Source organism: Tenacibaculum sp., from assembly GCF_050290165.1.
GTDB lineage: Bacteria > Bacteroidota > Bacteroidia > Flavobacteriales > Flavobacteriaceae > Polaribacter.
The window spans coordinates 29,571-54,591 of sequence record NZ_JBNKHD010000001.1; the positions used below are offsets into that span (position 1 = coordinate 29,571).

The following is a 25,021-nucleotide window of genomic DNA, read 5'->3' on the forward strand; positions in this document are numbered from 1 at the left end:
GGCTTATACTTATTAAAACTATTGTTGTAATTAGTTTACTAATTGCTTTTGAGATGGTTTGAATTTTGTTAATACAATTCCATCAACAGCTTTTTCATATTCTTCCATCGTAGGAGTTCTTCCTAAAATAGTTGATAATACTACAACTGGGGTAGATGATAATAAAGATTCTCCTTTTTTCTCACCAGAATCTTTTACAACTCTTCCTTGGAATAAACGTGTTGAAGTTGCCATTACTGTATCTCCTGGTTCTGCTTTTTCTTGGTTCCCCATACATAAGTTACAACCTGGACGCTCTAAGTATAACATGTTTTCATACTTAGTACGTGCTAAACCTTTAGGATCATTATCGTCAAACTCAAATCCTGAATATTTTTGTAATACTTCCCAATCTCCTTCTGCTTTTAGCTCATCAACTATATTGTATGTTGGTGGCGCAACTACTAACGGAGCATTAAACTCTACTTTACCTTGTTGTGCTTCAATGTTCTTTAACATTTGAGCTAAGATTTTCATATCTCCTTTGTGAACCATACAAGATCCAACAAATCCTAAATCTACTTTTTTAGTTCCTCCATAGAATGATAATGGGCGAATAGTATCGTGTGTATAACGTTTAGAAACATCTTCATTATTTACATCTGGATCAGCAATCATTGGCTCAGCGATTTCATCTAAATCAATCACAACTTCTGCATAATATTTAGCATCCGCATCTGGTTTTAACGCTGGTTTGATACCTGTTTTAACCTCTTGGATTCTAGTATTTGCTTTGTCAACTAAACCTTGTAATACTTGCTTTTCATTATCCATTCCTTTATCAATCATGATTTGGATACGGTCTCTAGCAATTTCTAATGATTCAATTAATGTTTCATCTTCTGAAATACAGATAGAAGCTTTTGCTTTCATTTCAGCAGTCCAGTCTGTAAATGTAAAAGCTTGGTCAGCTGTTAATGTACCAATATGTACTTCAATAACTCTTCCTTGGAAAACGTTTTCACCTCCAAATTGCTTTAACATTTGTTGTTGTGTAGCGTGCACTACATCACGGAAGTCCATGAAACTTCTCATGTCTCCTTTAAACGTAACTTTTACCGATTGAGGAATTGGCATTGTAGCTTCTCCAGTCGCTAAGGCTAAAGCAACAGTTCCTGAATCTGCACCAAAAGCAACTCCTTTAGACATACGTGTGTGTGAGTCTCCACCAATGATGATATCCCAATCACTTACCGTAATATCGTTCAATACTTTATGAATTACATCCGTCATTGCATGGTATTGTCCTTTAGGATCACGACCAGTAATTAAACCGAAGTCGTTCATAAACTTCATTAATCTAGGAATGTTCGCTTTTGACTTATCATCCCAAACTGAAGCCGTATGACATCCTGATTGGTATCCTCCGTCAACAATTGGAGAAATTACCGTAGCTGCCATCATTTCTAATTCTTGAGAAGTCATTAGCCCTGTAGTATCTTGAGACCCTACAATGTTAACTTCTACACGAACATCAGAACCTGCATGTAATGTTTTGCCTGGAGTAGTTCCTACAGCATTTTTGTTGAAGATTTTTTCAACCGCTGTTAATCCCTGTCCTTCAACAGAAATTTCTTTAGAAGCTGCATATACTTGGGGAGCTTCAATTCCTAAAACTTTGGCAGCGAATGTTTGTAATTTTTTACCAAAAACCACAGCATAAGAACCACCAGCTTTGATGAACTCCATTTTTTGTGGAGTTAAAGCATCAGAAATATCTTTTAACTCTTTATCTCCGTTATATAATTTCTTAGTTTTTGTGTTAATAGTTAACACAGTTCCTGTATCAACAGAATATGTTTGTTCTAAAACTGGCTCTCCATCAGCATCTAATACTGTATTTCCTTCAGCATCTTTTTGTTTCACCCAGTTTTTAAGATCAATACCAATACCACCAGTTACACCAACAGTAGTTAAGAAAATTGGAGAAATTCCGTTAGTACCAGCAATTACTGGTGCAATATTGATAAAAGGTACATAAGGGCTAGAAGAAATTCCTGTCCAAAGAGCAACGTTATTTACTCCTGACATTCTTGAAGATCCTACTCCCATCGTTCCTTTTTCAGCGATTAACATCACTCGTTTATCTGGATGTTGCTCTTTTAATGCTAACAATTCTTGTTGCATTTCTTTATTGTGCTCAAAAATAGACTGTCCATGTAATTCACGGTCTGATCTAGAGTGTGCATCAGCACCAGGAGATAATAAATCTGTAGAAATATCTCCTACTCCAGCTACATACGTTACTACTTGGATTTCTTCATCTATCTCAGGTAACTTAGTAAAGAACTCTGCTTGGGCATAACTTTCAAGAATCTCTTTAGCTATAGCATTCCCTGCTTTCATAGCCTCTTCTAAACGCTCTGTATCTGCTTCGTATAAGAATACCTGTGTTTTTAACACTTTAGCAGCTTCCTTAGCTATTGCTTCATCATTCCCTAAAGCTAAATCTAATAAAACCTTGATTGAAGGTCCTCCTTTCATATGAGACAATTGCTCAAAAGCAAAAGCAGGAGTTATCTCTTCTACAACAAACTCTCCTAAAATAATCTCTTTCAAGAAATCAGCTTTTACACCGGCAGCACTAGTTGTACCAGGTAAAACATTATAAATAAAGAAATTAAGAGATTCTTGACGATGCTCGTTATTTACATCTTTAATTTGCGAGATGATTTCAGCTAACAATTCACTTCCATCGATTGGCTTAGGATGAAGACCTTGTCCTTTTCTTACTTCAATCTCCTTTAGGTAATCTGAGTATGTGTTCATAAAAAGGTTTGTTTTTAAATATTTAAAGGAAATACTAAAATTTAGAATATAATTTGAAACTGATTTTTACACAACTTCAACTATAAAAACACTCTTATTATTTCCTGATTGATAAGTGTCTAAAAGCATATATAGCAAGATGAAACATTGTACTATCTTGTTATTTTTTGCCTAGCAAAAGTAACATTTTTAAGTCAATTTTAAAAATAAACAACAAAACAGCTAAAACACTAAATTAATTTAATTTGAAACATTGTTTTTTGAAAATATATTAAAAAAACACTTAAAAATATCTGCAAAAATTATCAAATTAATAATTCAATATTTTAAAGAAAGACGTAAAAAAAGTTATAATGATTCTAAATAGGAAAAAAGCAGACCTGTAAGCTGGATTCTGTTCCTCAAAAAAATGAGGCTCTTATCATTTATCTAGTTCCGAAATTACTCACGGAATCAATCTGCCTACCCCTTAGAATCGCGCGAGTAACGCTCAAGCTCTAATGTACATGGCATTGCACCGCATAGAGTTTACCTGGTTTCACTACAGCATTACCTGTACATACTTTCTGTTGCACTTGTCCTCGGTTTACACCGGACGGATGTTATCCGCTATGCTACTCTATGGTGTCCAGACTTTCCTACTTATAATTAATATAAGTCGATAAGATAGGTCTGCTATTATTTTATCCTTAATAATAAAGGTTCATACCTCCATTCATAAAAAAACCCACTCAAAAGAATTGAGTGGGAAAATTGCTATGAAAAAGAAAAAGTGTCTAGAACGTCTCCTAGACACTACAAATATATAAACGTTTTTTAATTAAAAAAAATTTTAATTAAAAAAAATTATCTTTTTTAAGTTTTATTTAAGAAAACATGTCTTTTACCTTCTCAAAAAATGACTTGTCCGACTTTTGAGGGTTCGGGCTAAAGTTTTCATCTTCTTGCATTTCCTCAAAAAACTTGCGTTGTTCTTTTGATAATTCTTGAGGTGTCCATACATTAATATGAATTAAGAAATCTCCATGTCCATAACGTTCAATACTAGGTAAACCTTTACCTTTTAATCGTAAAATCTTACCTGATTGCGTCCCTGTATCAATCTTAATCTTAACTTTTCCTGTTACTGTCTCTATTTCTTTTGAAGTTCCTAAAACAGCTTCAGAGAAATTAATATATAAGTCATAGTGAATATTACTTCCTTCTCTCTTAAGAGTTTCGTGAGGTACTTCTTCTATCAAGACTAATAAATCTCCTGGAATAGAATTTTTACCCGGAGCTTCGTTTCCTTTTCCTCCTACCTTTAATTGAACACCTTCAGTAACTCCTTCTGGAATATTGATAGAAACTGTTTCCTCTTTTATCACCATTCCTTGTGCATCGGCTCCACTTGGCTTTTTGTCTAACATTTCACCAGCTCCATGACAAGTACTACAAGTAGTTGCAGTTTGCATTCTTCCTAAAATAGTATTGGTAACTCTCATTTGTTGCCCACTACCATTACAAGTTGAACACGTTTTATAGGTAACTCCTTCCGCTTGAACTTTCCTGCGAACTTTTACCTTCTTTTCTACTCCTTTGGCAATTTCTTCTAAAGTAAGTTTTACTCGAATACGAAGATTACTTCCTTTTACTCTTGCTTGGCGATGACCTCCACCACCAAAACCTCCGAAACCACCTCCGAAAGCGCCTCCAAAAATATCTCCAAATTGGCTAAATATGTCATCCATATTCATACCTCCGCCACCAAAACCTCCATGACCACCTTCAAAAGCAGCATGACCATACTGATCGTAACGAGCTTTTTTATTCTCATCACTCAATACCTCATATGCTTCTGCAGCAAGCTTGAATTTCTCTTCAGCACCTTTATCATCAGGATTTTTATCTGGATGGTACTTAATCGCCATCTTTCGATACGCCTTCTTAATTTCAGCTTGTGACGCCGATTTTGTTATTCCTAATATTTCGTAATAATCTTGTTTTGCCATAATTTCCAGTATTCAATTATCTAAAAACCGTTATCTCAACTAATTGATAATTGTATTAAATTATAATCGTTTTACGCTTGCCCTATTACTACTTTAGGGTGACGAATAATTTTATCTCCTAACTTGTATCCTTTCTCTACACAATCGATAATTTTTCCTTTTAAATCATCAGTCGGTGCTGGTATTTGTGTAATTGCATCATGAATTTCTGCATCAAAATCATCACCTGCCTTTACTTCAATTTCTACCAATCCTTTTTGAGTTAAGGTGTTTTTAAACTTACTATTAATAAGCTCCATTCCTTTTAACAATTCAGAATCTTCAGTTTTTTTAATTTCTGCCAAACCTCTGTCAAAATCATCCATAATTGGCAGTAAAGCTGTCATTAATTCCTGACTTGCTGTTTTAAAAAGTTCAATACGTTCTTTAGAAGTACGTTTTTTATAGTTTTCAAACTCAGCAAACAAACGTAAATATTTATCCCTTTCTGCCTGAATTAACTCTTCAGGTGTAGGCTCTTCTTTAGCTTCAATCTCTTTATTTCCCTGATTTTCTTCTTGATTTTCTCCTAAATCGCCATTTTTAATAGCATCGTTAATTTCGTCTTCTTTTGTATATTGATCTTTACTCATTGTAAATCGTTTCATGTATTTTCACCTTTTGACTAACAAGAATACTGCCAATAAAAAAATAGTGTCATAATGACACTAGAAATACAACCGTTAAAACTTTACTCAAATTTAACATATAAAAACTCACCTATATTTTTTTAAAACATTTGAATATTCTATATTTAGAAAAATTTTTATTATTAATTAACAAACATTTTAAAAGTCCCTCGTTATGAAAAAAGATTTTTTAAACATTTCTGGAGTTTCAATTCTTTCTAAAAAACAACAACAAAGCCTAAATGGTGGTATTATTGTTGACCTTAGTAAGTGTGGATGTGATTGTGCTGGTAGAGTAACTGGTCCAATTTACTGTAATCAGTACTTTGCTTGTACACAAGAATATACTTGTAACGAAGAAATGTAACGATATTCACTTTTAAATAAAAAGCAGCCACTTTTTAGTAGCTGCTTTTTTTATTTCAATACTATTGTCCAAATAGTAATTAATCTTCTATTCGTTCAATTTTTGCTCCGATAGATTTTAAACGAGCTTCAATATCTTCATACCCTCTATCAATCTGCTCGATATTGTTAATGATACTTGTACCTTTAGCTGAAAGTGCGGCAATTAATAATGAAATACCTGCACGGATATCTGGCGAAGTCATCTTAGTAGCTTTTAATTGCGATTGAAAATCATGCCCAATTACTGTAGCTCTATGCGGATCACATAAAATTACCTTAGCTCCCATATCGATTAATTTATCAACAAAGAACAAACGACTTTCGAACATTTTTTGGTGAATTAAAACTGTACCTTTAGCTTGTGTTGCTACTACTAATACAATACTTAATAAGTCTGGAGTAAACCCAGGCCAAGGTGCATCAGCAACAGTTAACACCGAACCATCAATATAACTTTGAATTTCGTAACTGTCTTGTTCAGGAATGAAAATATCGTCTCCTCTTTTTTCAAGTTGAATTCCCAACTTTCTAAACACATTAGGAATTTGTCCTAAATCATCCCAACTAACATCTTTAATTGTTAATTCAGAACGTGTCATAGCAGCCATACCTATCCAACTCCCTATTTCAATCATGTCTGGTAAAATGGTGTGCTCACAACCTCCTAAAGACTCTACTCCTTCAATAGTTAACAAGTTAGAACCTACACCAGAGATTTTTGCCCCCATTGAATTCAACATTATTGATAATTGCTGAATATATGGTTCGCAGGCTGCATTGTATATTTTTGTAGTTCCTTTCGCTAATACGGCAGCCATAATAATATTTGCAGTACCCGTTACAGAAGCTTCATCTAACAACATTTCTGCTCCTACCAATCCAGTTTCTGTTTCAACTCCGTAGAAATACTCCTCACGATTATAACGGAACTTTGCTCCTAAATTGATAAATCCTTCAAAGTGTGTATCCAAACGGCGACGTCCTATTTTATCGCCTCCTGGACGTGGAATGTATCCCTTTCCGAAACGAGCTAACAAAGGACCTACAATCATAATAGAACCTCTTAGCGAACTACCATCCCTTTTAAAATCTGCAGATTCTAAATATCCTAAATTGATATCGTCTGCCTGGAAACTATATGAATTTTTTGAAAGTTTTTCTATTTTAACTCCTAACTCTCCTAAGATAAATATCAGCTTATTAACATCTATAATATCAGGAATGTTATTAATAATTACTTTTTCTGAAGTCAACAACACCGCACATATTACCTGTAACGCTTCATTTTTTGCTCCTTGTGGTGTTATTGTTCCTTTTAATTTGTGACCTCCTTCTATTTTAAATGATGCCATCTACTTTTTTCTGTATTTAGTATTTGTTTTTCCTTTTGTTTTATGTTGCCCTTGAGTGCTACGTTTTCTTAACAAGCTTTTGCTATCAGTTAAATCCTCCTCTATGCTACGGATATCGATTTTACCATCAGACAATTCGTATAAATGATCAAAAATCACATTATCGTCCACCGTATCTTTATTCCAGTTTAAGTAGCATTTTTTCATATGATTGGCAATCGTAAACACTAACGCCTCTTTCATATCTCCTTCTTCCCATGTCAAAGCAACATCAATCATCGTTTGAATGTTAGTCCCATAAAAACGATACTTTGAAGCTGATTTAGGATACGCCATTCTTTCTGGCTTCTCTGCTAATTCTTCTTTCGAAGGAGTCTCATATGGAGAATCTACATCAAGTTCAAATTTAGACATGATATGTAATTGATCCCAAAGCTTATGCTTAAAGTCAGGAACATCACGCAAGTGCGGTTGTAAATTACCCATCACATCAATAATAGCTTTTGCCATTGTATTGCGTTCTTCTCTATCCTCTAACTTTACACAGTGGTTCACTAACTTTTGTATATGTCTTCCATATTCTGGAATTATTAGTTTGGATCTTTCTGAATTGTATTCTAAATCAAACGTCATTTCTCTATATTTTATCTATGCAAAATAGGTAATTATTATGAATTAGCTATCCTATTACCTTCAATTTTGCAAATTGTAACAATAATTTCTTTTTACCTACGGTACTAAACTCTATTTCTGCTTTTTTATTGGGACCTTTTCCTTCTAATGCTAGAACTCGTCCTGCTCCAAAGCGATTGTGCTCTACTAAATTTCCTACTGTAATTTCACCATCAAATAAGTTTACTGTTTGGTTCATTTCTGAAACCTTTTTCATTTTACTTTTTGGTGGAACCGTCATTGGTTTTTCTTTCTTCTCTAAAAACTCTTTCCTTTTCTTCTGAATAGGTTTTTGAAAGCGAATCTGTTTAGGAGAATCATCAAATAAACTTGCATCAATAAATCTGTTTGCAGAAGTCTCTGGCACTTTTGGTGTTAAATATTCCAAGTACTGATCGTCAATTTCTTCTAAGAATCTACTTGGTTCTCCATCGGTTAATTTCCCCCAACGATATCGTGTTTGAGCATAGGTTAAATATGCTCCTTTTTCAGCTCTTGTTAAGGCTACGTAAAATAAACGACGTTCTTCTTCTAACTCACTACGGGTATTCATACTCATTGCAGAAGGAAATAAACTTTCTTCCAATCCTACAATATATACATACGGAAACTCTAATCCTTTGGATAAGTGAATAGTCATTAATGAAACACGTGGTTCTTCATCTTGCTTATCAGAATCGAAATCGGTTGCTAATGCTACATCTTCTAAAAATGATGTTAATGAAGCATCTTCACCTGTCTCTATTTTATCGGTAATAAAATCTTTAATTCCATTTAGTAATTCCTGAACGTTTTCAACTTTATTAACTCCTTCTGGAGTTCCATCTTTTTGCAGGTCTTTGACTAATTGTGTTTGTTTGACCACCAAATCTGCTATTTCAAATGCATTTTTGGTTTGTGCTTCTATTTGAAAACGCTGAATCATATTAACAAAGTTTTGCAACTTTGTTTTAGTTCCCGAATTAATACCTATATCAATCGTGTTGATATTTTTTAAAATATCAAACATTGATTTTTTATAATGGTTTGCAGCAATTGTCAATTTATCGATCGTTGTTGCCCCAATACCTCTAGCTGGATAATTGATAATACGCTTTAACGCCTCCTCATCGTTCGGGTTGATTAAAATTCGTAAATACGATAGTAAATCTTTAATCTCTTTACGTTGATAGAACGAGATTCCTCCATAAATTTTATACTTGATGTCTTTCTTACGCAATGCATCTTCTATCGCTCTCGATTGCGCATTGGTACGATACAAAATAGCAAATTGATCACTTGTTAGCTGATGATTCATTTGGTTTTCCCAAATAGATTGTGCTACAAAACGCCCTTCTTCTCCATCAGAAATGGTACGCATTACCTTCACACTATCTCCTGCATCGTTTGCCGTCCAAATTTCTTTGTCTAACTTCGTTTTGTTCTTATCAATAACACTATTCGCTGCACGAACAATATTACTTGTAGAACGGTAATTTTGTTCTAACTTAAAGGTTTTTACATCTGGATAATCCTTCTGGAAATTCAAGATATTTTGAATATTCGCTCCACGGAATCCATAAATACTTTGAGAATCATCACCCACTACACAAATATTCTGAAAACGGTCTGCCAACGCACGTACAATTAAATACTGTGAATGGTTGGTATCTTGGTACTCATCTACCAGAATATAGCGAAAACGATCTTGATATTTTGCCAATACATCTGGAAAACGCGCTAACAATTCATTGGTACGTAATAATAAATCATCAAAATCCATTGCACCAGACTTAAAACATCTATCTACATATTCCTTATAAATATCTCCAGTTCTTGGTCTGCTTGCTTCTAAATCGGCTTGCTGTAAATCGGAATTATTAAAATATGCTCTTACTGTAATTAAACTGTTCTTAAAAGAGGATATTCTGCTTAAAATCTGTTTTGGCTTGTATTTATCTTTATCCAAATTCATTTCCTTGATAATTGCCGTTATCAACCGAACTGAATCTTGTGTATCGTAAATTGTAAAGTTGGATGGATATCCTAATCGGTCAGCTTCAGAACGTAAAATACGTGCAAAAACCGAGTGAAATGTTCCCATCCATAAGTTTTTAGCTTCGCTATAGCCTACTACTTTACCAATACGGTCTTTCATTTCGCGGGCAGCTTTGTTGGTAAAAGTCAGCGATAAGATATTAAAAGCATCTACTCCTTGCTCCATCAAATAAGCAATTCTGTAGGTTAATACACGTGTTTTACCTGATCCTGCTCCGGCAATAATAATCATTGGACCGTCTTTTTGTAAAACGGCAGCTCTTTGTGGCTCGTTAAGTTGCTCTAAATAAGTACTCAAAGAAAAATAAATTGAAAGATTTTAAAAATGGAAAATTAACCATTCTTTTAGGTTTATTAAAGATTCTGAATCATTTTTTATTCACGAATTTTATTCATAAAAAATTCGATGTATTTACCGAACATTCAATTATCATGCTTTAAACCCGAATTGTATAAAATTCGTTTTAAAACCCGAATTATTAAAAATTCACCTTAAAACCCGAATTATTTTGTTTTATGATGTATAAAAACTATATTTACTAAAATTTAGCTGCATGACAAGTGTAATAACAGGAGATATTATTAACTCTAGAGATGTTTCGGCTGAAACATGGCTCCCCATTTTAAAGCAAAACTTTAATACCATTGGTAAAACTCCAAAAACATGGGAAATATTTCGAGGTGATAGTTTTCAAATTGAAATTGAAAATATTACTGAGGCTTTACTTTTTGCCATTGAATTAAAAACTTCTATCAAAAAAATAAAAGATTTAGATATTCGTTTAGCTATTGGAATAGGCGCAAAAAATTTCGATGCTATGAAAATTACTGAGGCCAATGGTGAAGCTTTTATAAACTCAGGGTATGCTTTTGACCATTTATTAAAAAAACAAAATTTAGCTCTAAAAACACCTTGGAAAGAAATAAATGAAGAATTTGAAGTTTCTTTAGGTCTGAGTTTATTAATTATGGATAATTGGACCATAAATTCAGCTGCTTTTGTAAAAATGTATTTAGAAAATCCTGAAAGTACTCAAAAAGTAATTGCCAAAAAACTAGCGATCTCAGAGAGTAATGCTAGCGAACGAAGAAAACGTGCTGGTTTTGACGAAATCATGAAATTAGAAAAACGCTATAGAACTCTTATAAATCAGAAATTAACCAACTTATGATACTTTTTTTAAAACTTTTAGTTGCTCATTTATTGGGTGATTTTGTTTTTCAACCAAAAAAATGGGTAAAAGACAAAGAGAAAAAGAAAATCAAATCAACAAAATTATATACTCACATTGGTATTCATGCGGTACTACTCTTGCTAATACTAGGATTTAATCTACAACATTATGGAAGTGTTTTTTTACTAGTAATTATTTCTCATTATTTAATTGACCTAGGAAAACTATACTTACAGCAACAAAAAACTAAACGCTTATTTTTCTTTATAGATCAAGCATTGCATATATTATTTTTAGGGCTAGCCACATACATTTTTCAGCCTTTTAAAATTAACGTTTCTTCTATTTTAAGTGAAAAAAATCTTCTTTTAATATGTTGCTTAATCTTTGTAACTTTTACCTCATCCATCATTATAAATATTTTAATATCACGATGGAGCCCCGAAAAAAATAATAAATCGGAAGAGCAATCGTTAGCTAATGCAGGAAAGTACATTGGCTTTTTAGAACGTTTATTGATTTTTATATTTATAGTGATTAATCAATGGGCAGGTGTAGGTTTTTTACTTGCTGCTAAGTCAATATTTAGATTTGGAGATCTAACCGCTTCAAAAGATAGAAAATTAACAGAATACGTGCTTATTGGAACTTTATTAAGTTTTGGATTGGCAATTTTAACAGGACTTGTATATTCGCATTATGGAAGATAAAATTATTGAAGGATTAGCTTATGCCTTACCCGCCCTAATTACTGGTGGTGTGGCATACCTTATTTTAGGTCGCTTTATTGAACAAGACAATAAAGAAAAAACGTTTAATGCTTTGGTTGAAAAGAAACGCCAAAGTTTACCTACAAAATTACAAGCATATGAACGTATGTTATTATTTTGTGAGCGTATTAATCCTTCAAAATTACTATTAAGAGTAAACCCTATTGGAGATAATCCTGATGATTATTTACAACTCCTTATTGGTAATATTGAACAAGAGTTTGAGCATAATTTAGTACAACAATTATACGTTTCAGATGATAGCTGGAAGGCTGTTTTAGCTGCAAAACTAGCTATTATAGCTAAACTACGATCAACTGCAGATACTGCAAAATCTGCAAAAGATTTAAGAGAAAATGTCTTAATCGATTACGCACAACAAGAAAGTCCTGCAAATACCGCTATTACCTTCTTAAAACAAGATGTAAAAAATTTGATATAAAAAAAGCCTCTATTTAGAGGCTTTTTTATTTTAAATTCTTCAATATAAAATCAATCGTCGTATTGGTATTTGAATTCGCAACATACGAATCGGTTATATATTTTGCATGTTCAGCATATCCTTTATTAATCAAATACTCTATATCATTCACATACTCTAATGATACTTTTCCGGTTAACAGTATACTTAAATCTTTTCCTGAGTGAAAATAGTCATATATTTTCTTTAAGCCTGTTAAATACAAATAGTCTTTTGTAAATCCCCCCCCTCTATGTATACGAGTAGTTATGTAAAACGCCTGATTTCGTTCTAAGTCGTAATTATTATGTAATAATCGGAACGTTTTTGAAAAAGAAGAACCTTTTACTAGACTATTTACAGCTATTACACGGTACGCTAATTCCTTTAAACGTTTTATCGTCAAATTACCCGACATATATTCACTAAAAACAGCCAATCCTTCTTGCGTTTCTACATTATTAGGAAAGCCATGAGAAAATATTTTAAGTGGATGTAACACACCATTCATAGTAGTTACCATATGTACTCCAATTTCATGATTGGTTAAAATACCCATTTCATTTTTTGAAAAGGTGTGATTACTATTTAATACTAATGTTTGCGTACTATTTAACACCATAGCTATAGCTCCCATAGTATCAGACTCTTTTATATTAAAAGAAAAATCATACCTATCAGCATACTCTCTAAACAGTTTCTCAGCTTCTTTTATAGAATAACTTGGTTGAAATATTTCTTCGGAAGTATCTTCGGCGTCAAAATGAAGAATGAATTTAGCATTCTCTACATCCTGCTCTGTAGGCTTACCAAATGAACGCAAGCTATTGTAATAAAATTTCTTTCCTTCACCTACTGTTTCGATACATTGCACCATTCCTGAATAATAGTAAATGATTTCTTCGTACAAACTGCGAATTTTTTCATCTTCAATTAATTCCAATGGAAGCGTAAAAAACTCTCGATGTAGTTTAAACTTATCAAAATCTCTTTTGGGGTATTCAAAAACAGGATCTGTTAAATATTTCGATTCAAAAAAGCGTTGCTTTTCTTCTTCAATATTAATAGGGTTTACGTAACGTAATAACTCTATTTTTTTAACGAGTTTATCTATTCTTTTATCTATGTCAGCAATCGCTTCTGCGGTGGCATTAATTTCTTTCATTATAATTTATTAAAGCGGCTGCAAATTTACTGTTTATGCGTTTCATAAAATGATTGCGCATGTAATTTTAACTCCTTCTTCAAATAATTTTCTACTGCATTAACCACTTCTGGATATGTGACTTGTGCTAACTCATCACAATATACTTTTGCTATTTCTGTCGCCAATACTAAAGTATTATCGAAGTTTTGAGTAATGTATTTTAAAAAATACCCGTTTCCTTGAAAAGTATCATTGATTTTAGAAGTCGATTTTATATCATTAGGTAACTGCATTTGCTCTAATATTCCTCTCCATGCTTCAATTTCTTTACCAAAGCGATTATTATCAACATTTGCAGTTCCTAAATTCCATGTTGGCACTTCTCTATCCCAACGTTTCCAGTTATACGAATGCATATCATATACGATGCAAGTACTATACTTTTCTTCAATTTTTGAAATCAAAGCATGAACAACTTTATAAAAATTAGCATGTTTTGCTAAACTTTTAGCTTTCATTTCTTCAGAAAGTGGCTGGTACCACAACTGTTTCCCCCAAGCATCGGTATAAATCGCTGTTTCTGGGTCTCGGTTTAAATCATACTCAAAACGAGAATCCATCCCAGCAATAACAATCGGATGCGATTGTATCATCGCTTTGGTTTCTGGATCTTCCTCATACCAACGTTCATATTCTGTATGAATACAGTTTTCCCACAACTCTTGCCTAAATTGATGTCCATCATGAACTGCTCCACATACATACGGAACATACTCATCAATTTTTATGGTAAATGAATAATCGTTAGAAACGGCTTCAAAAATTTCTTCCTTTTGAATTTTCTCTATAATTTCTGCTATCGAAAGTCTTTTCATCACACTACTATTTCTCTACTGGTAACTCTAATCTACTTCCCCACTCTGTCCATGAACCATCATATACACTATAATTTGTATATCCTGATGCCTCAGCTCCTAATGCTAAAATACACGCTGTTATTCCCGATCCACACGAAAAAGTCATGTGTTCTTTTTCTGGATTTACTAAAGAAAATAGTTGTTGAAGTTCTTTAGCAGATTTCATATTTCCATCAGACTGCAACATTCCGTAAGGTAAACTTTTTGAATTCGGGATATGACCACTCCTAAGATCTTTTCTAGGTTCTGATTCTGTTGCATCAAATCGTCCTTTAGAACGTGCATCTAAAATCAATTCTTTGTTGTTTGAAGCTTCTAAAACTTGTTCAGTCACACGTAACAAGTTTTCTTTAAATTCTGCCTTAAAATTACCTTGCTCTATTTTGTTTTCCTTCTGAAATTCTACAGCATATCCAGCTTCTTTCCATGCAGGCAATCCTCCATTTAAAACAGCAATATTCTTAAACCCAAAAACATTGAATAACCACCAAACTCTTGGAGATGAATACACTCCTAAATCGTCATACACCACCACACAACTATCGTTGTTTACTCCCAATTTCTGAACTTGTTCTTCGAAGTGTTCTTTAGATGGAATTGTGTTAGGATATTCACCTTTAACATCTAAAAAAACGTTCTTTAAATCAAAGAAAACAGCATTTTTAATTTGCTGTTTTTCTTTTGTTATATCTATTGCTCCTCCTACTTTAGGAATAGTTGCATCTAAAATAATTAGATTTTCTGCCTCTAAATTCTCTTGCAACCATTCAACCGAAACAAGAGGTGTTGTTACTTTAAGCATCATCTACTTTACGTTTTAAATCAGTCATTCTTCTGAATGCTGCATTTTTTTCTAATATCTTACTCTCTAAAAAGTCAATTACCTTTTCTTGAATCTTAACTTTTGATACTTTATTAATGTACACAATTCCGCCTGGACTCATTACATTTACCTCTACCAATTTCCCTCCAATTACATCAAGCCCTACAAAGTATAATCCATCTTTAACCAATTTTGGACCAATCTTTTCACAAAGTAATTTTTCAGCTTTGGTTAATTTGTGCTTTTCTACTCTACCTCCTGCAGTAATATTTGAACGATGATCCTTATCGCCTGGAATACGTCTCATTGCTCCAATAGGTACTCCATTCAATAACAAAATACGAACATCACCTTTATCCGCTCCTTCTATATAATCCTGTAAAATAACATAATCAGAAGATCCATCACTTTTATTGATATAAAAATCTAGTAGCGAGTTAATATTCCCCATTGCTGATTTTTCAATCAAAATCACACCTGAACCTCCATAGCCATTTAAAGGTTTTAAAATCATTTTGTCTGATTCAGATTCTTCAATAATATTAATTAAATAATCCTTGTTTTTAGAAACGTGAGTTACAGGAATAATCTCATTATTGGGATCTTCAAAAACTGCAGTATATAGTTTATTGTTTGCTTCACGCATTCCTTGAACCGAGTTAATGATAAAAACATCATCTTTCACTGAGTCTAAAAAATTTAGCATTAATGGATCCAATGGTGGATTTGCCCTCATAAATATCGCATCAAACCCTGCTAAAGGGAGCATTTCTTCTCTAGTTTTTGCTTTTTTATAATATGATTTTATACTTACAGGTACTTTCTCCATTCGTTCTATAATAGTACAAAATGCATTCGTTACACTATTACGTATCGTTAAGTTAGAAGGTGTACATATCGCCACTCCATGTCCTCTTTTAGCACATTCATGTATCAACGTTAATGTTGAATCTTTCTCAGGATTTATTTCCTCCCAAGGATACATTAAAAAACAAATATTCATTTATTCTAATTGATTTAAATCTTTTTTAAAACTGCAGCTAAAAAAACACCAATGACACATATTCATCAGTGTTTATAAAGATACTATTTTATATGATAATTTATATTATATAACCTCTTTGAGATGATCATCCCAATTCTTTGGTTTAGGATCCCCTAGTTTACCAACAGATTTTGCTACTAAAGTAGATACTGTTGCATCACCCGTAACATTAATTACGGTTCTACACATATCTAAAGGTCTATCCACAGCAAATATTAAAGCCAAACCTATGGCTAATTTGTCTGCAGGAAACCCTACTGCTTCTAATACAATTACCAACATTACCATTCCTGCACCTGGAACAGCAGCTGACCCTATAGAGGCTAATAATGCTGTAAGTATAATTGTTAATTGGTCTCCAAAAGTTAAGTCAAAACTTAAAGCTTGCGCAATAAATACTGCTGCTACCGCTTGATACAAACTAGTACCATCCATATTAATGGTAGCTCCTACTGGTAATACAAAACTTGACACCTCTTTATCCACTCCAACATGTTCTTCAACTCTTTCCATTGTTACTGGCAAAGTAGCTGCGCTTGAACTTGTAGAAAAAGCTAATAATTGTGCTGGACTAATTTGTTGTAAAAACCACAATGGATTTTTCTTTGTAAATACACTTATCAATATCATATAAAACACAATAAGTATTAATAAACCTCCCACAACTGTAAACGCATACTTTAATAGAGCTAATAATAAATCTGGATCGTTTGAAGACACCACTACATTAGCTAATAATGCAAATACCGCAAATGGAGCAGACAACATAATTAAGTCTACCATTTTCAGCACTACTTCATTTAACGAATCAAAGAATTTTTTTAATGGCTTTGATTTCTTCTCTCCTACTAACAACATAGAAATCCCTAAGAAAATAGTAAAGAAAATTACTTGTAACATTGCCTTATTGCTACTCATTGCTTGCATTGCATTATCTGGAACCATATCAACAATAAATTGTAAAGGTCCGCTAGCTTTTTGCTTACTTGCTTCAGCTATTTTAGCTTGTACTCCTCCACTATTTGCATATGTTTCTGTTAATTTCGCAATCGTTTCTTCAGAAATTCCTTTACCTGGCTGTACAATATTAACTAGTAATAATCCTACTATAATAGCTATTACAGTAGTTCCCACATAAATTGTTATAGTACGTAAACCTATATTTTTGAATTTAGAAATATCTTTTAAATCAGATATCCCTTTTACCAACGACGCAATAATTAATGGTACTGCTATTAGCTTTAATAATTTTACAAAAATTGTTCCCAAAGGTTTTATCCAGTCAGCTACAAATGATGCGCCTCCATCAACAGAAGTCATTCCTAAACCAAATAAAATTCCCAAAATCATTCCTATTAAAATTTGCCAGTGTAGTGCAAGTTTTTTCATGTAATCTGTTCGTTTTTTAGAGGGTGTAAGGTAAAAAGAAATATTTAAAAAAAAAGTGACCTTCATTTTGTTATTTGTGTCTAATTATCTAAACTTGAATACTAATCTTATCACAACAAAAAATGGCAGGAATTTTAGATTTATTAAATAGCGATTTAGGTAAAACAATTGTTTCTGGTGTAGCTGAATCAACAGGGCAAGATACCAACAAGACAAGTAGCGTATTAACCATGGCAATGCCTGTTTTAATGAAAGCTATGCAACGTAACGCTTCTACTCCAGAAGGGGCTGAAGGATTAATAAGCGCCTTAAATAAACACGATGGAGGCATCTTAGATAATTTGGGAGATTTATTTGCTGGCGGCGTAAATACCTATATTTTACAAGATGGTAGTAAAATATTAGGACACGTATTGGGTAACAAACAACAAGGAGTTGAACAGATTATTGGACAAAAGTCTGGTATTAGTGCTAGTGCAGTAGCAGATATTTTAAAAACTGCTGCTCCTATTTTAATGGCAATATTAGGAAAACAATCTCGTCAAGAAAATGTAAGCAACTCTAGTGATTTAGGAGGGCTTTTAGGTGGTTTACTTGGAGGAAACTCTGCTCAAAAAGAGCAAAGTTTCTTAGAACAAATTTTGGATGCTGATGGTGATGGCAGTATTGTTGATGACGTTGCCGGTATGGTTTTAGGAAGTGCGGGTAAACAAAAATCTGGTAGCCTTTTAGGCGGACTTTTGGGTGGCGTATTTGGTAAAAAATAAACAGTACATTTATATTAATAATGAAAGGGCTAACATTTGTTTGCCCTTTTTCTTTTGACTACTTTTGCCACGATTATTTAGTATTTATGGAAAAACTAAAACAACGTTGGGGTATTGATAATAACTGGAGTATAATAGCTATCATTATAGTTTTTGCTCTTAATGGTTCTTTTGCTACTTGGATTGCTAAGCCTATTACTGGTTTACTCGGGTTATCTCCTAATACTGTGTCTTCTTGGGTGTACTATCCTTTGAGAATCTTATTAATTTTTCCCATTTATCAATCTACCTTACCTTTAGTTGGTTGGCTTTTCGGTCAATTCAAGTTTTTTTGGGCCTTTGAAAAGAAATTTTTAAGTCGCTTAGGTTTAGGGTTTCTTTTTAAAGAAAACTAGTCTAAGACATAATAATCAGTATTTTACCTTACCATTCTACACTTTAAATTCCTTATTTTCGTGTATTGATAAGATTTTTAATCTTAATCTTAGTTCTTTACTTCTCTAATTTTAAATAGAACTACTACTAACTAAATCTATTTTTATATGAAATCTTTACAAAAAGGAATTCTTTTTTCCATCGCTATTGTTTGCTGTATTATTTCCCTCCAATCTTGTAAAACTGACAAAAAACAAACTCAAAAAGATACCATACCGACAGAAGAAAAAGTAAAAAAAGAAAATGTAATTACAATAATTACAGAAAATATGGAATTTCAAATGCCAGATACAATTCCTTCTGGCTGGAACACATTTCAATACTTTAATAAATCTCCACAAACTCATTTTTTCCTCGTAGATAAATATCCTGAAGGTAAAAATTCAGAAGATGCTAAAAAGTTTGTTGCTCCTGTATTTGACAAAGCAATGCTACTCATTAATGAAGGAAAAGCTAAAAAAGGGTTTGCTGAATTTGCCAACTTACCTGAATGGTTTAGCAAAGTAGTTTTTTTAGGAGGTAGTGGATTGATTTCCTCTGAAAAAACTGGAGAAACTACTTTATACCTAAAACCAGGAAACTACATACTAGAATGTTATGTAAAAATGAGTAATGGTGTGTTTCATTCTTCTATGGGTATGGTTAAAGATGTAGTTGTTTCTAACAAAAGCTCAGAAAATACTGAGCCTAAGGATGATGTTGATGTTAACGTTACTATTTCAAGTACGGATGGTATTGTATTTAAAGATTCTGTTTTTGCAGGAAGACGTACCTTTTCTATATATTTTAAAGATCAAGTCGTTTATGAAACATTTGTAGGACACGATATTAACCTTGTAAAACTACAAAACAAAACCGACCTTAAAAACCTAGAAAACTGGATGAATTGGGCAGATCCTAAAGGATTAATAGAACCAGCTCCTTCTGATGTTATTTTTTTGGGGGGAGTGAATGACATGCCTAAAGGAAGTACAGGCTATTTCACAGCCATACTAGAAAAAGGTATTTATGGACTTATTTCCGAGGTTCCTAATCCTTCAGACAAAAAGTTATTTAAAACATTTCAAGTATATTAACAAAGTGAACTTAATTTACTTTGTTGATGATTTCATTAATGTTAATTGGAATTGGTAAATCAACGCCTTCTTTTAAAAAGCGTTTGTGCACCGCTTCTTTTAAGTTACATTTTGTTTTAAACTCCTGAAAAGGCTCATTTAACCATACATAGGCACGCATGTGTATATGATCTGAATGTATATCAATAACACGAACATCTACTTGATGTATATCCGCCATTACTTGTTCTGGAGTACGATAATCTATCACAGTAGGTAATTTAACAGCTTCTTCTTGAATAATTTTTCGCGCTAAATCAATATCTGCTTTAATGCCCAATTTAAAATTATTAAAACTTAAAATATGGGAATCTTCTATAGTATGATTTAAAATAGAATCAGTACTAATTACCGAATTAGGAATAATTAATCTTTTGTTTTCAAAATTATTAATTACTGTATGCCGTAGTGTGATATCTTCAACAATTCCTACTCGAGTTTCGTCTAACTTAATATAATCACCTACACGAAACGGACGAAAAATAACAATAAACGCTCCAGCAATTAAATTAGAAAGCGCTGCTTGTGCTGCGAAACCTATTATTGCCGCTAAAATACCTGCTCCAGAAAAAATTAAAGTTGCTTTGCTTCTAAAAGCTGGTACTGTCATAATAATGTACACAATACTCAAAAGACCGATGACAAAAGTTACTGAATTTCGTAAAAACTGAATACTAGTTCTCCCAAAACGATCTTCTTTTTTACTTTTAATCAGTTGCCAAATAATAGCTCTTACAATCCTTGATATTCCCCAAGAAACTATCGCTACTACGAGTATATACCCTAAGACACCAAAAAAGGAATTTAAATTGAATTTATATGTTAATAATTCTTTCATTATACAGAAAGATTAAATGCTTTGGTTGCGTGAATTGTGGTTGTATCAAAAATAGGAATCTGTACATCATCCTGCTTAATTAATAAAGGGATTTCAGTACAGCCTAATATAACCCCTTCGGCACCTTCTTTATATGCTTTTTCTATAATAGCAATATACTTTTCTTTAGATTCGTTACTAATGACACCTTTTGCTAGCTCATCATAAATAATATGATGGATTACATTTCTATCTTCTTGGTTAGGTATAATTGTATCTATATTAAAACTTTTTAATACATCTGTATAAAAAGTTTTCTCCATAGTGTACCTAGTTCCTAACAATAAAACTTTTTTCAAGTGTTTTTCTAGAATAACCTCTGCAGTTGCTTCCGCAATATGAATTACTGGTATTGCAACATTATTCTTCACTGCATCAATACATAAATGCATTGTATTTGCGCAAATTACAATACAACTAGCACCTGCCTTTTCCAAACTTATAGCTGCATTTGCCATAATATCGTCTAAAACATCCCATTTACCAGCTACTTGTAATGCAGAAATTTCACCAAAATCAACAGAATTAATTAGAACTTTTGCAGTGTGTTCTCCTCCATATTTTTGCTGTGCTAAATCATTTAACACTTGATAATACATTATTGTTGATTGAGGAGTTATTCCACCTATTAGTCCTATTTTTTTCATTTAAAACAATGCTGTTTGACTTTCGTCATCCTTACTTTTTTTCTTCTTTTGAAGCGCTCGCTCTAATGCTTTTTTCGCTTTATCTTCTTTCGATTCTGCAAACTCTTTAGGTTTTGTTTCTTCGATTTCTAAAGGTAATATATCTTCTATAATCTCTTCTTCTTCATTTACTTCTATATCTTCTACCTTTTCTTCCTCAGGCTCTTCATATGGAAGTGATTCCAATAAATTAACCGTTTTAATCTTTTCAGAGGTTAACTGATTTCCTAAAGCTTTAATTCCTTTAACCGCTATAAATTCTTCAAAATTTACTTCTACACTCTCCAAATTACGTTTAGAAAAAACAACCTCAGCCATTGGACGATAATCGGTAGCTATTATTTCTAACTTCGATTTTTCATGTTCAGAAATAAAAATTTCTTCTTTATCAGGAGCTTCTATTAAAAAACGTTTTACAAAATAACGTTCTTTGTTTCCATCAAAATAAACAGCTGAAATCGGTTTTTTAGGCTTCCATTTCTCTAAAACAATCATATCATCTTCAAAATGCATCCCTAAATCTGGAGTTACTGCTTTAATCTTACCCGATTGTGTAGCGATTAAAATTTTGTCTTCTGCTTTAAACTCTCCCAGTAATTCCCCTCTTCCATCTACATTTAAACGTTGAACTGCATCGTCAAACCAAATTTTACGAGGTTTTAAAGTAGATACTCCTGCTTCTTTGAATTCAACTTTTTTAATAGCATACTTAGTTACTTGATTACCTCGTACACTACGACCTTTAATAGCTAAATCAGCAAAATCAATATCCCATTTTAACTTTTTTATGCTTCCTACCGCTCGTAATAAAATAGTTACAACCTCAGCCTCACCATTTCGATTGGCAGAAAAATACAATACTTTCGATTTAGAATCCTCGTTAGCTAAGTTGTACTCTTTATCACGTGTAACCGATGTTACATTGAAACGTTTCATATAAGATGCGCCTTTAGCTCCGTCTCTATAAATCATGTTATATACGGTGCGTCTATCTTTCTTTTTGAAAATCGCAACGTGAATAATTCCTTTACCTACGAAAGTTTTAGAATCTACTTTAGTCACAATCATTGATCCGTCTTCTCTAAACACTATCACATCATCGATATCTGCACAATCGGTAACGTACTCGTCTTTTTTCAACGATGTTCCTATAAATCCTTCCTCTCTGTTTACATAAAGTTTAGAGTTACGCATTACTACTTTCGTAGCTACGATATCATCAAAAATTCGGATTTCTGTTTTACGTTCTTTACCTTTTCCGTATTTGTTTTTTAATTCTTTAAAGTAATCAATTGCAAAGTCGATAAGATGAGCTAAATAATGCTTTACCTCAGCTATTTTTTCTTCTAAACTTTCAATAAATTGTTTAGCCTTGTCAATATCAAACTTAGAAATCTTTTTAATTCGGATTTCTGTTAAACGCACAATATCTTCTTCTGTTACTTCGCGTCTCAAATGTTTGATATGTGGCTGTAAGCCTTTATCAATCGCTTCTATTACACCTTCCCAAGTTTCAACTTCTTCAATATCACGGTAAATTCTATTTTCAATGAATATGCGCTCTAACGAGGCAAAGTGCCATTGCTCTTCTAACTCGTGTAATTGAATTTCTAACTCTCGTTTGAGTAATTCAACTGTAAAATCTGTCGATTTTCTTAAAATTTCACTTACTCCTATAAAAATAGGTTTGTTGTCTTCAATAATACAACACAAAGGAGATATTGAATTTTCACAACTGGTAAAAGCATATAAGGCATCAATTGTTTTATCTGGCGACACATTAGGCGGTAAATGCACCAAAATTTCTACCTCAGCAGCGGTATTATCTTCTATCTTTTTAATCTTAATTTTCCCTTTCTCATTCGCTTTTAAGATGCTATCAATTAACGAAGAGGTAGTAGTTCCAAATGGAATTTCGGTAATTACCAATGTTTTTTTATCGAGTGCTGCTATTTTAGCACGTACTCTGATTTTCCCTCCTCTTTTTCCATCTCTATAATCGGTAACATCTACGATACCTCCTGTTAAGAAATCGGGAACTATGGTAAAACTTCTTCCTTTTAAATATTTGATAGAAGCATCTATCAATTCGTTAAAGTTATGTGGAAGAATTTTGGTTGATAATCCCACCGCAATACCTTCTGCTCCTTGTGCTAATAACAACGGAAACTTTACTGGTAAGTTTACAGGCTCCTTCTTACGACCATCATAGGATGCTTGCCATTCGGTAGTTTTTGCATTGAAAACAACATCTAAGGCAAATTTTGATAAACGTGCTTCAATGTAACGAGAAGCTGCAGCACGGTCACCTGTTAGGATATTACCCCAGTTACCTTGCATGTCTATCAGCAATTCTTTCTGTCCCATTTGTACCATCGCATCGGCTATAGAAGCATCACCATGTGGGTGATATTGCATGGTATGTCCAACAATGTTCGCTACTTTATTGTAACGACCATCATCTAAATCTTTCATTGAATGCATAATACGACGTTGTACGGGTTTAAATCCGTCTTCTATCGAAGGTACTGCACGTTCTAAAATTACATACGAAGCATAATCTAAAAACCATTCTTTGTACATACCGGTTACCTTGGTAATAGTTTCGGTACTTTCAATAGGTTGATTTAATTCTTCGTCGTGTTCGTAATTGTTGTTTTCTTCACTCATTGATTATTGTTTAATCGCTTAAGAGTTTAAGTATTAGTTTTTTTTTATAATAAAGTAAAATTATCTATCGAAATTACTTTTTTTATCGTTATAATCTAACCTAACTGCTTTTTTAAAATCTTTACCCTCTCTACTAATCCTTAAAACATATTGTGAATTTACTGCTTGATCTATTTCAAAAATATCTCCTTCATTTACTATTTCCCAATATTTCTTTTCAAACCTTATGTTTCCTATCCGCCAATCATTGAACTTAATTAAGTATATAATGTCCTCAACACTACTAAAATGACCAGAATCAGTATCATGCCCTCTGCGCCTTACTTTTTCAATTTTTCCTATTACCTTAAATTCTCCAGAATATTTTTTTTTCTCTATTAAATCTTGATAGATTGTCAATCTATTTAAAAATGCCCCAAGAATTCCTATACCTCCAAATACTAAAATTAACTTTCCAAAAATTCCATTATCATTAAATAAATACCAAAAAAGTATCAATATAACAGTCATAAAAAACAACAACAAATAGTCATTTTTCACCTGTTTTTTCAAATGAGTTATATCTTTGGAAGATAATTTAATAATCTTCATTGTTTTTTCTTGTTCTTAGTTACAAGCTGTTTATTTACCTGATGTCTCTTGGCAAATTGCATCACTAAAATGAATAAGACAGCAGAAATGATTCCTAGGTATGGAGATGAATTGTTGTTGAACGACAAATTACTGTAATCAATTTGCGTAAACCATCCAATTAAGATTACTCCAAAAAGGATTGACATCGCGTCAAATATTTTCCCTACGTTTTTCAT

General features: G+C 32.7%; 23 protein-coding genes and 1 other RNA gene. 7 read left to right on the forward strand and 17 right to left on the reverse strand.

What is annotated here, in order from left to right:
- Nucleotides 1–30 precede the first annotated feature (30 nt).
- The 4 genes from ACQY6M_RS00085 to ACQY6M_RS00100 form a co-directional block, all read right to left on the reverse strand.
- Entirely contained in the window at nucleotides 31–2,808 is a 2,778-nt protein-coding gene (locus ACQY6M_RS00085) for a bifunctional aconitate hydratase 2/2-methylisocitrate dehydratase (RefSeq protein ID WP_428742660.1), read from the reverse strand.
- A 367-nt stretch (nucleotides 2,809–3,175) separates the two neighbouring features.
- Nucleotides 3,176–3,487, reverse strand: an RNA gene (gene rnpB / locus ACQY6M_RS00090) — RNase P RNA component class A.
- Nucleotides 3,488–3,674: 187 nt separating this feature from the next.
- Entirely contained in the window at nucleotides 3,675–4,799 is a 1,125-nt protein-coding gene (gene dnaJ / locus ACQY6M_RS00095; protein WP_428742661.1) for a molecular chaperone DnaJ, read from the reverse strand.
- Between the two features lie 71 nt (nucleotides 4,800–4,870).
- Nucleotides 4,871–5,431 carry a nucleotide exchange factor GrpE gene (locus ACQY6M_RS00100; RefSeq protein WP_428744896.1) on the reverse strand — a complete coding sequence of 187 codons (561 nt, stop codon included), beginning with the start codon at nucleotides 5,429–5,431 and terminating at the stop codon, nucleotides 4,871–4,873.
- Nucleotides 5,432–5,642: 211 nt separating this feature from the next.
- Between ACQY6M_RS00100 and ACQY6M_RS00105 the strand changes: the two genes are divergently transcribed.
- Nucleotides 5,643–5,834: a hypothetical protein gene (locus ACQY6M_RS00105; protein WP_428742663.1), complete on the forward strand. Its 192-nt coding sequence runs from the start codon at nucleotides 5,643–5,645 to the stop codon at nucleotides 5,832–5,834.
- A gap of 79 nt (nucleotides 5,835–5,913) precedes the next feature.
- Here the strand turns inward: ACQY6M_RS00105 and murA are convergent, their stop codons facing one another.
- From murA to ACQY6M_RS00120, 3 genes are read right to left on the reverse strand one after another with little or no spacing between them, the layout of a single operon-like run.
- Nucleotides 5,914–7,227: a UDP-N-acetylglucosamine 1-carboxyvinyltransferase gene (gene murA, locus ACQY6M_RS00110; RefSeq protein ID WP_428742664.1), complete on the reverse strand. Its 1,314-nt coding sequence runs from the start codon at nucleotides 7,225–7,227 to the stop codon at nucleotides 5,914–5,916.
- Nucleotides 7,228–7,860, reverse strand: a complete 633-nt coding sequence (locus ACQY6M_RS00115; RefSeq protein WP_428742665.1) for a DUF4290 domain-containing protein — start codon at nucleotides 7,858–7,860, stop codon at nucleotides 7,228–7,230. It lies immediately after the preceding gene.
- 46 nt (nucleotides 7,861–7,906) lie between these two features.
- Nucleotides 7,907–10,234, reverse strand: coding sequence for an ATP-dependent helicase (locus tag ACQY6M_RS00120; protein ID WP_428742666.1), 2,328 nt, complete (start codon nucleotides 10,232–10,234; stop codon nucleotides 7,907–7,909).
- A 256-nt stretch (nucleotides 10,235–10,490) separates the two neighbouring features.
- Here ACQY6M_RS00120 and ACQY6M_RS00125 point away from each other — a divergent pair, with 256 nt between their 5' ends.
- Genes ACQY6M_RS00125 through ACQY6M_RS00135 form a run of 3 tightly spaced genes read left to right on the forward strand, consistent with a single transcriptional unit; the run spans nucleotide 10,491 to nucleotide 12,323 of the window.
- Nucleotides 10,491–11,108 (forward strand): SatD family protein, encoded by a 618-nt coding sequence (locus ACQY6M_RS00125; protein ID WP_428742667.1) that lies wholly within the window; start codon nucleotides 10,491–10,493, stop codon nucleotides 11,106–11,108.
- The gene (locus tag ACQY6M_RS00130; protein WP_428742668.1) at nucleotides 11,105–11,821 is read left to right on the forward strand and encodes a DUF3307 domain-containing protein; all 717 of its coding nucleotides are present in this window, start codon (nucleotides 11,105–11,107) and stop codon (nucleotides 11,819–11,821) included. The genes ACQY6M_RS00125 and ACQY6M_RS00130 overlap by 4 nt, the downstream gene beginning before the upstream one ends.
- Entirely contained in the window at nucleotides 11,811–12,323 is a 513-nt protein-coding gene (locus ACQY6M_RS00135; RefSeq protein ID WP_428742669.1) for a hypothetical protein, read from the forward strand. The genes ACQY6M_RS00130 and ACQY6M_RS00135 overlap by 11 nt, the downstream gene beginning before the upstream one ends.
- A 25-nt stretch (nucleotides 12,324–12,348) precedes the next feature.
- On the opposite strand, the gene ACQY6M_RS00140 is transcribed toward ACQY6M_RS00135, so the two are convergent.
- From ACQY6M_RS00140 to ACQY6M_RS00160, 5 genes are all read right to left on the reverse strand, one after another.
- Nucleotides 12,349–13,506, reverse strand: coding sequence for a flavohemoglobin expression-modulating QEGLA motif protein (locus ACQY6M_RS00140; RefSeq protein ID WP_428742670.1), 1,158 nt, complete (start codon nucleotides 13,504–13,506; stop codon nucleotides 12,349–12,351).
- Between the two features lie 26 nt (nucleotides 13,507–13,532).
- Nucleotides 13,533–14,363 carry an N-formylglutamate amidohydrolase gene (locus ACQY6M_RS00145; RefSeq protein ID WP_428742671.1) on the reverse strand — a complete coding sequence of 277 codons (831 nt, stop codon included), beginning with the start codon at nucleotides 14,361–14,363 and terminating at the stop codon, nucleotides 13,533–13,535.
- A gap of 7 nt (nucleotides 14,364–14,370) precedes the next feature.
- Complete coding sequence (locus ACQY6M_RS00150) at nucleotides 14,371–15,210, reverse strand: sulfurtransferase (RefSeq protein WP_428742672.1); 840 nt, start codon at nucleotides 15,208–15,210, stop codon at nucleotides 14,371–14,373.
- Nucleotides 15,200–16,231, reverse strand: coding sequence for a glutathione synthase (gene gshB, locus ACQY6M_RS00155; protein ID WP_428742673.1), 1,032 nt, complete (start codon nucleotides 16,229–16,231; stop codon nucleotides 15,200–15,202). The genes ACQY6M_RS00150 and gshB overlap by 11 nt, the downstream gene beginning before the upstream one ends.
- A gap of 105 nt (nucleotides 16,232–16,336) precedes the next feature.
- Nucleotides 16,337–17,662, reverse strand: a complete 1,326-nt coding sequence (locus ACQY6M_RS00160) for a dicarboxylate/amino acid:cation symporter (protein ID WP_428742674.1) — start codon at nucleotides 17,660–17,662, stop codon at nucleotides 16,337–16,339.
- Nucleotides 17,663–17,784: 122 nt separating this feature from the next.
- Between ACQY6M_RS00160 and ACQY6M_RS00165 the strand changes: the two genes are divergently transcribed.
- The 3 genes from ACQY6M_RS00165 (at nucleotide 17,785) to ACQY6M_RS00175 (ending at nucleotide 19,940) form a co-directional block, all read left to right on the forward strand.
- Nucleotides 17,785–18,429 (forward strand): DUF937 domain-containing protein, encoded by a 645-nt coding sequence (locus ACQY6M_RS00165; protein ID WP_428742675.1) that lies wholly within the window; start codon nucleotides 17,785–17,787, stop codon nucleotides 18,427–18,429.
- An 86-nt stretch (nucleotides 18,430–18,515) separates the two neighbouring features.
- Entirely contained in the window at nucleotides 18,516–18,824 is a 309-nt protein-coding gene (locus ACQY6M_RS00170) for a DUF6787 family protein (protein WP_428742996.1), read from the forward strand.
- A gap of 147 nt (nucleotides 18,825–18,971) precedes the next feature.
- Nucleotides 18,972–19,940 (forward strand): hypothetical protein, encoded by a 969-nt coding sequence (locus tag ACQY6M_RS00175; protein ID WP_428742676.1) that lies wholly within the window; start codon nucleotides 18,972–18,974, stop codon nucleotides 19,938–19,940.
- A 10-nt stretch (nucleotides 19,941–19,950) separates the two neighbouring features.
- On the opposite strand, the gene ACQY6M_RS00180 is transcribed toward ACQY6M_RS00175, so the two are convergent.
- Genes ACQY6M_RS00180 through ACQY6M_RS00200 form a run of 5 tightly spaced genes read right to left on the reverse strand, consistent with a single transcriptional unit; the run spans nucleotide 19,951 to nucleotide 25,021 of the window.
- Nucleotides 19,951–20,817 (reverse strand): mechanosensitive ion channel family protein, encoded by an 867-nt coding sequence (locus ACQY6M_RS00180; RefSeq protein ID WP_428742677.1) that lies wholly within the window; start codon nucleotides 20,815–20,817, stop codon nucleotides 19,951–19,953.
- Complete coding sequence (locus ACQY6M_RS00185; RefSeq protein ID WP_428742678.1) at nucleotides 20,817–21,503, reverse strand: aspartate/glutamate racemase family protein; 687 nt, start codon at nucleotides 21,501–21,503, stop codon at nucleotides 20,817–20,819. The genes ACQY6M_RS00180 and ACQY6M_RS00185 overlap by 1 nt, the downstream gene beginning before the upstream one ends.
- Nucleotides 21,504–24,212 (reverse strand): DNA gyrase/topoisomerase IV subunit A, encoded by a 2,709-nt coding sequence (locus tag ACQY6M_RS00190; protein WP_428742679.1) that lies wholly within the window; start codon nucleotides 24,210–24,212, stop codon nucleotides 21,504–21,506.
- Nucleotides 24,213–24,272: 60 nt separating this feature from the next.
- Entirely contained in the window at nucleotides 24,273–24,803 is a 531-nt protein-coding gene (locus ACQY6M_RS00195; RefSeq protein ID WP_274634142.1) for a hypothetical protein, read from the reverse strand.
- On the reverse strand, nucleotides 24,800–25,021 hold the full coding sequence (locus tag ACQY6M_RS00200; protein ID WP_428742680.1) for a hypothetical protein: 222 nt from the start codon (nucleotides 25,019–25,021) through the stop codon (nucleotides 24,800–24,802). Before ACQY6M_RS00200 ends, ACQY6M_RS00195 begins: the two co-directional genes overlap by 4 nt.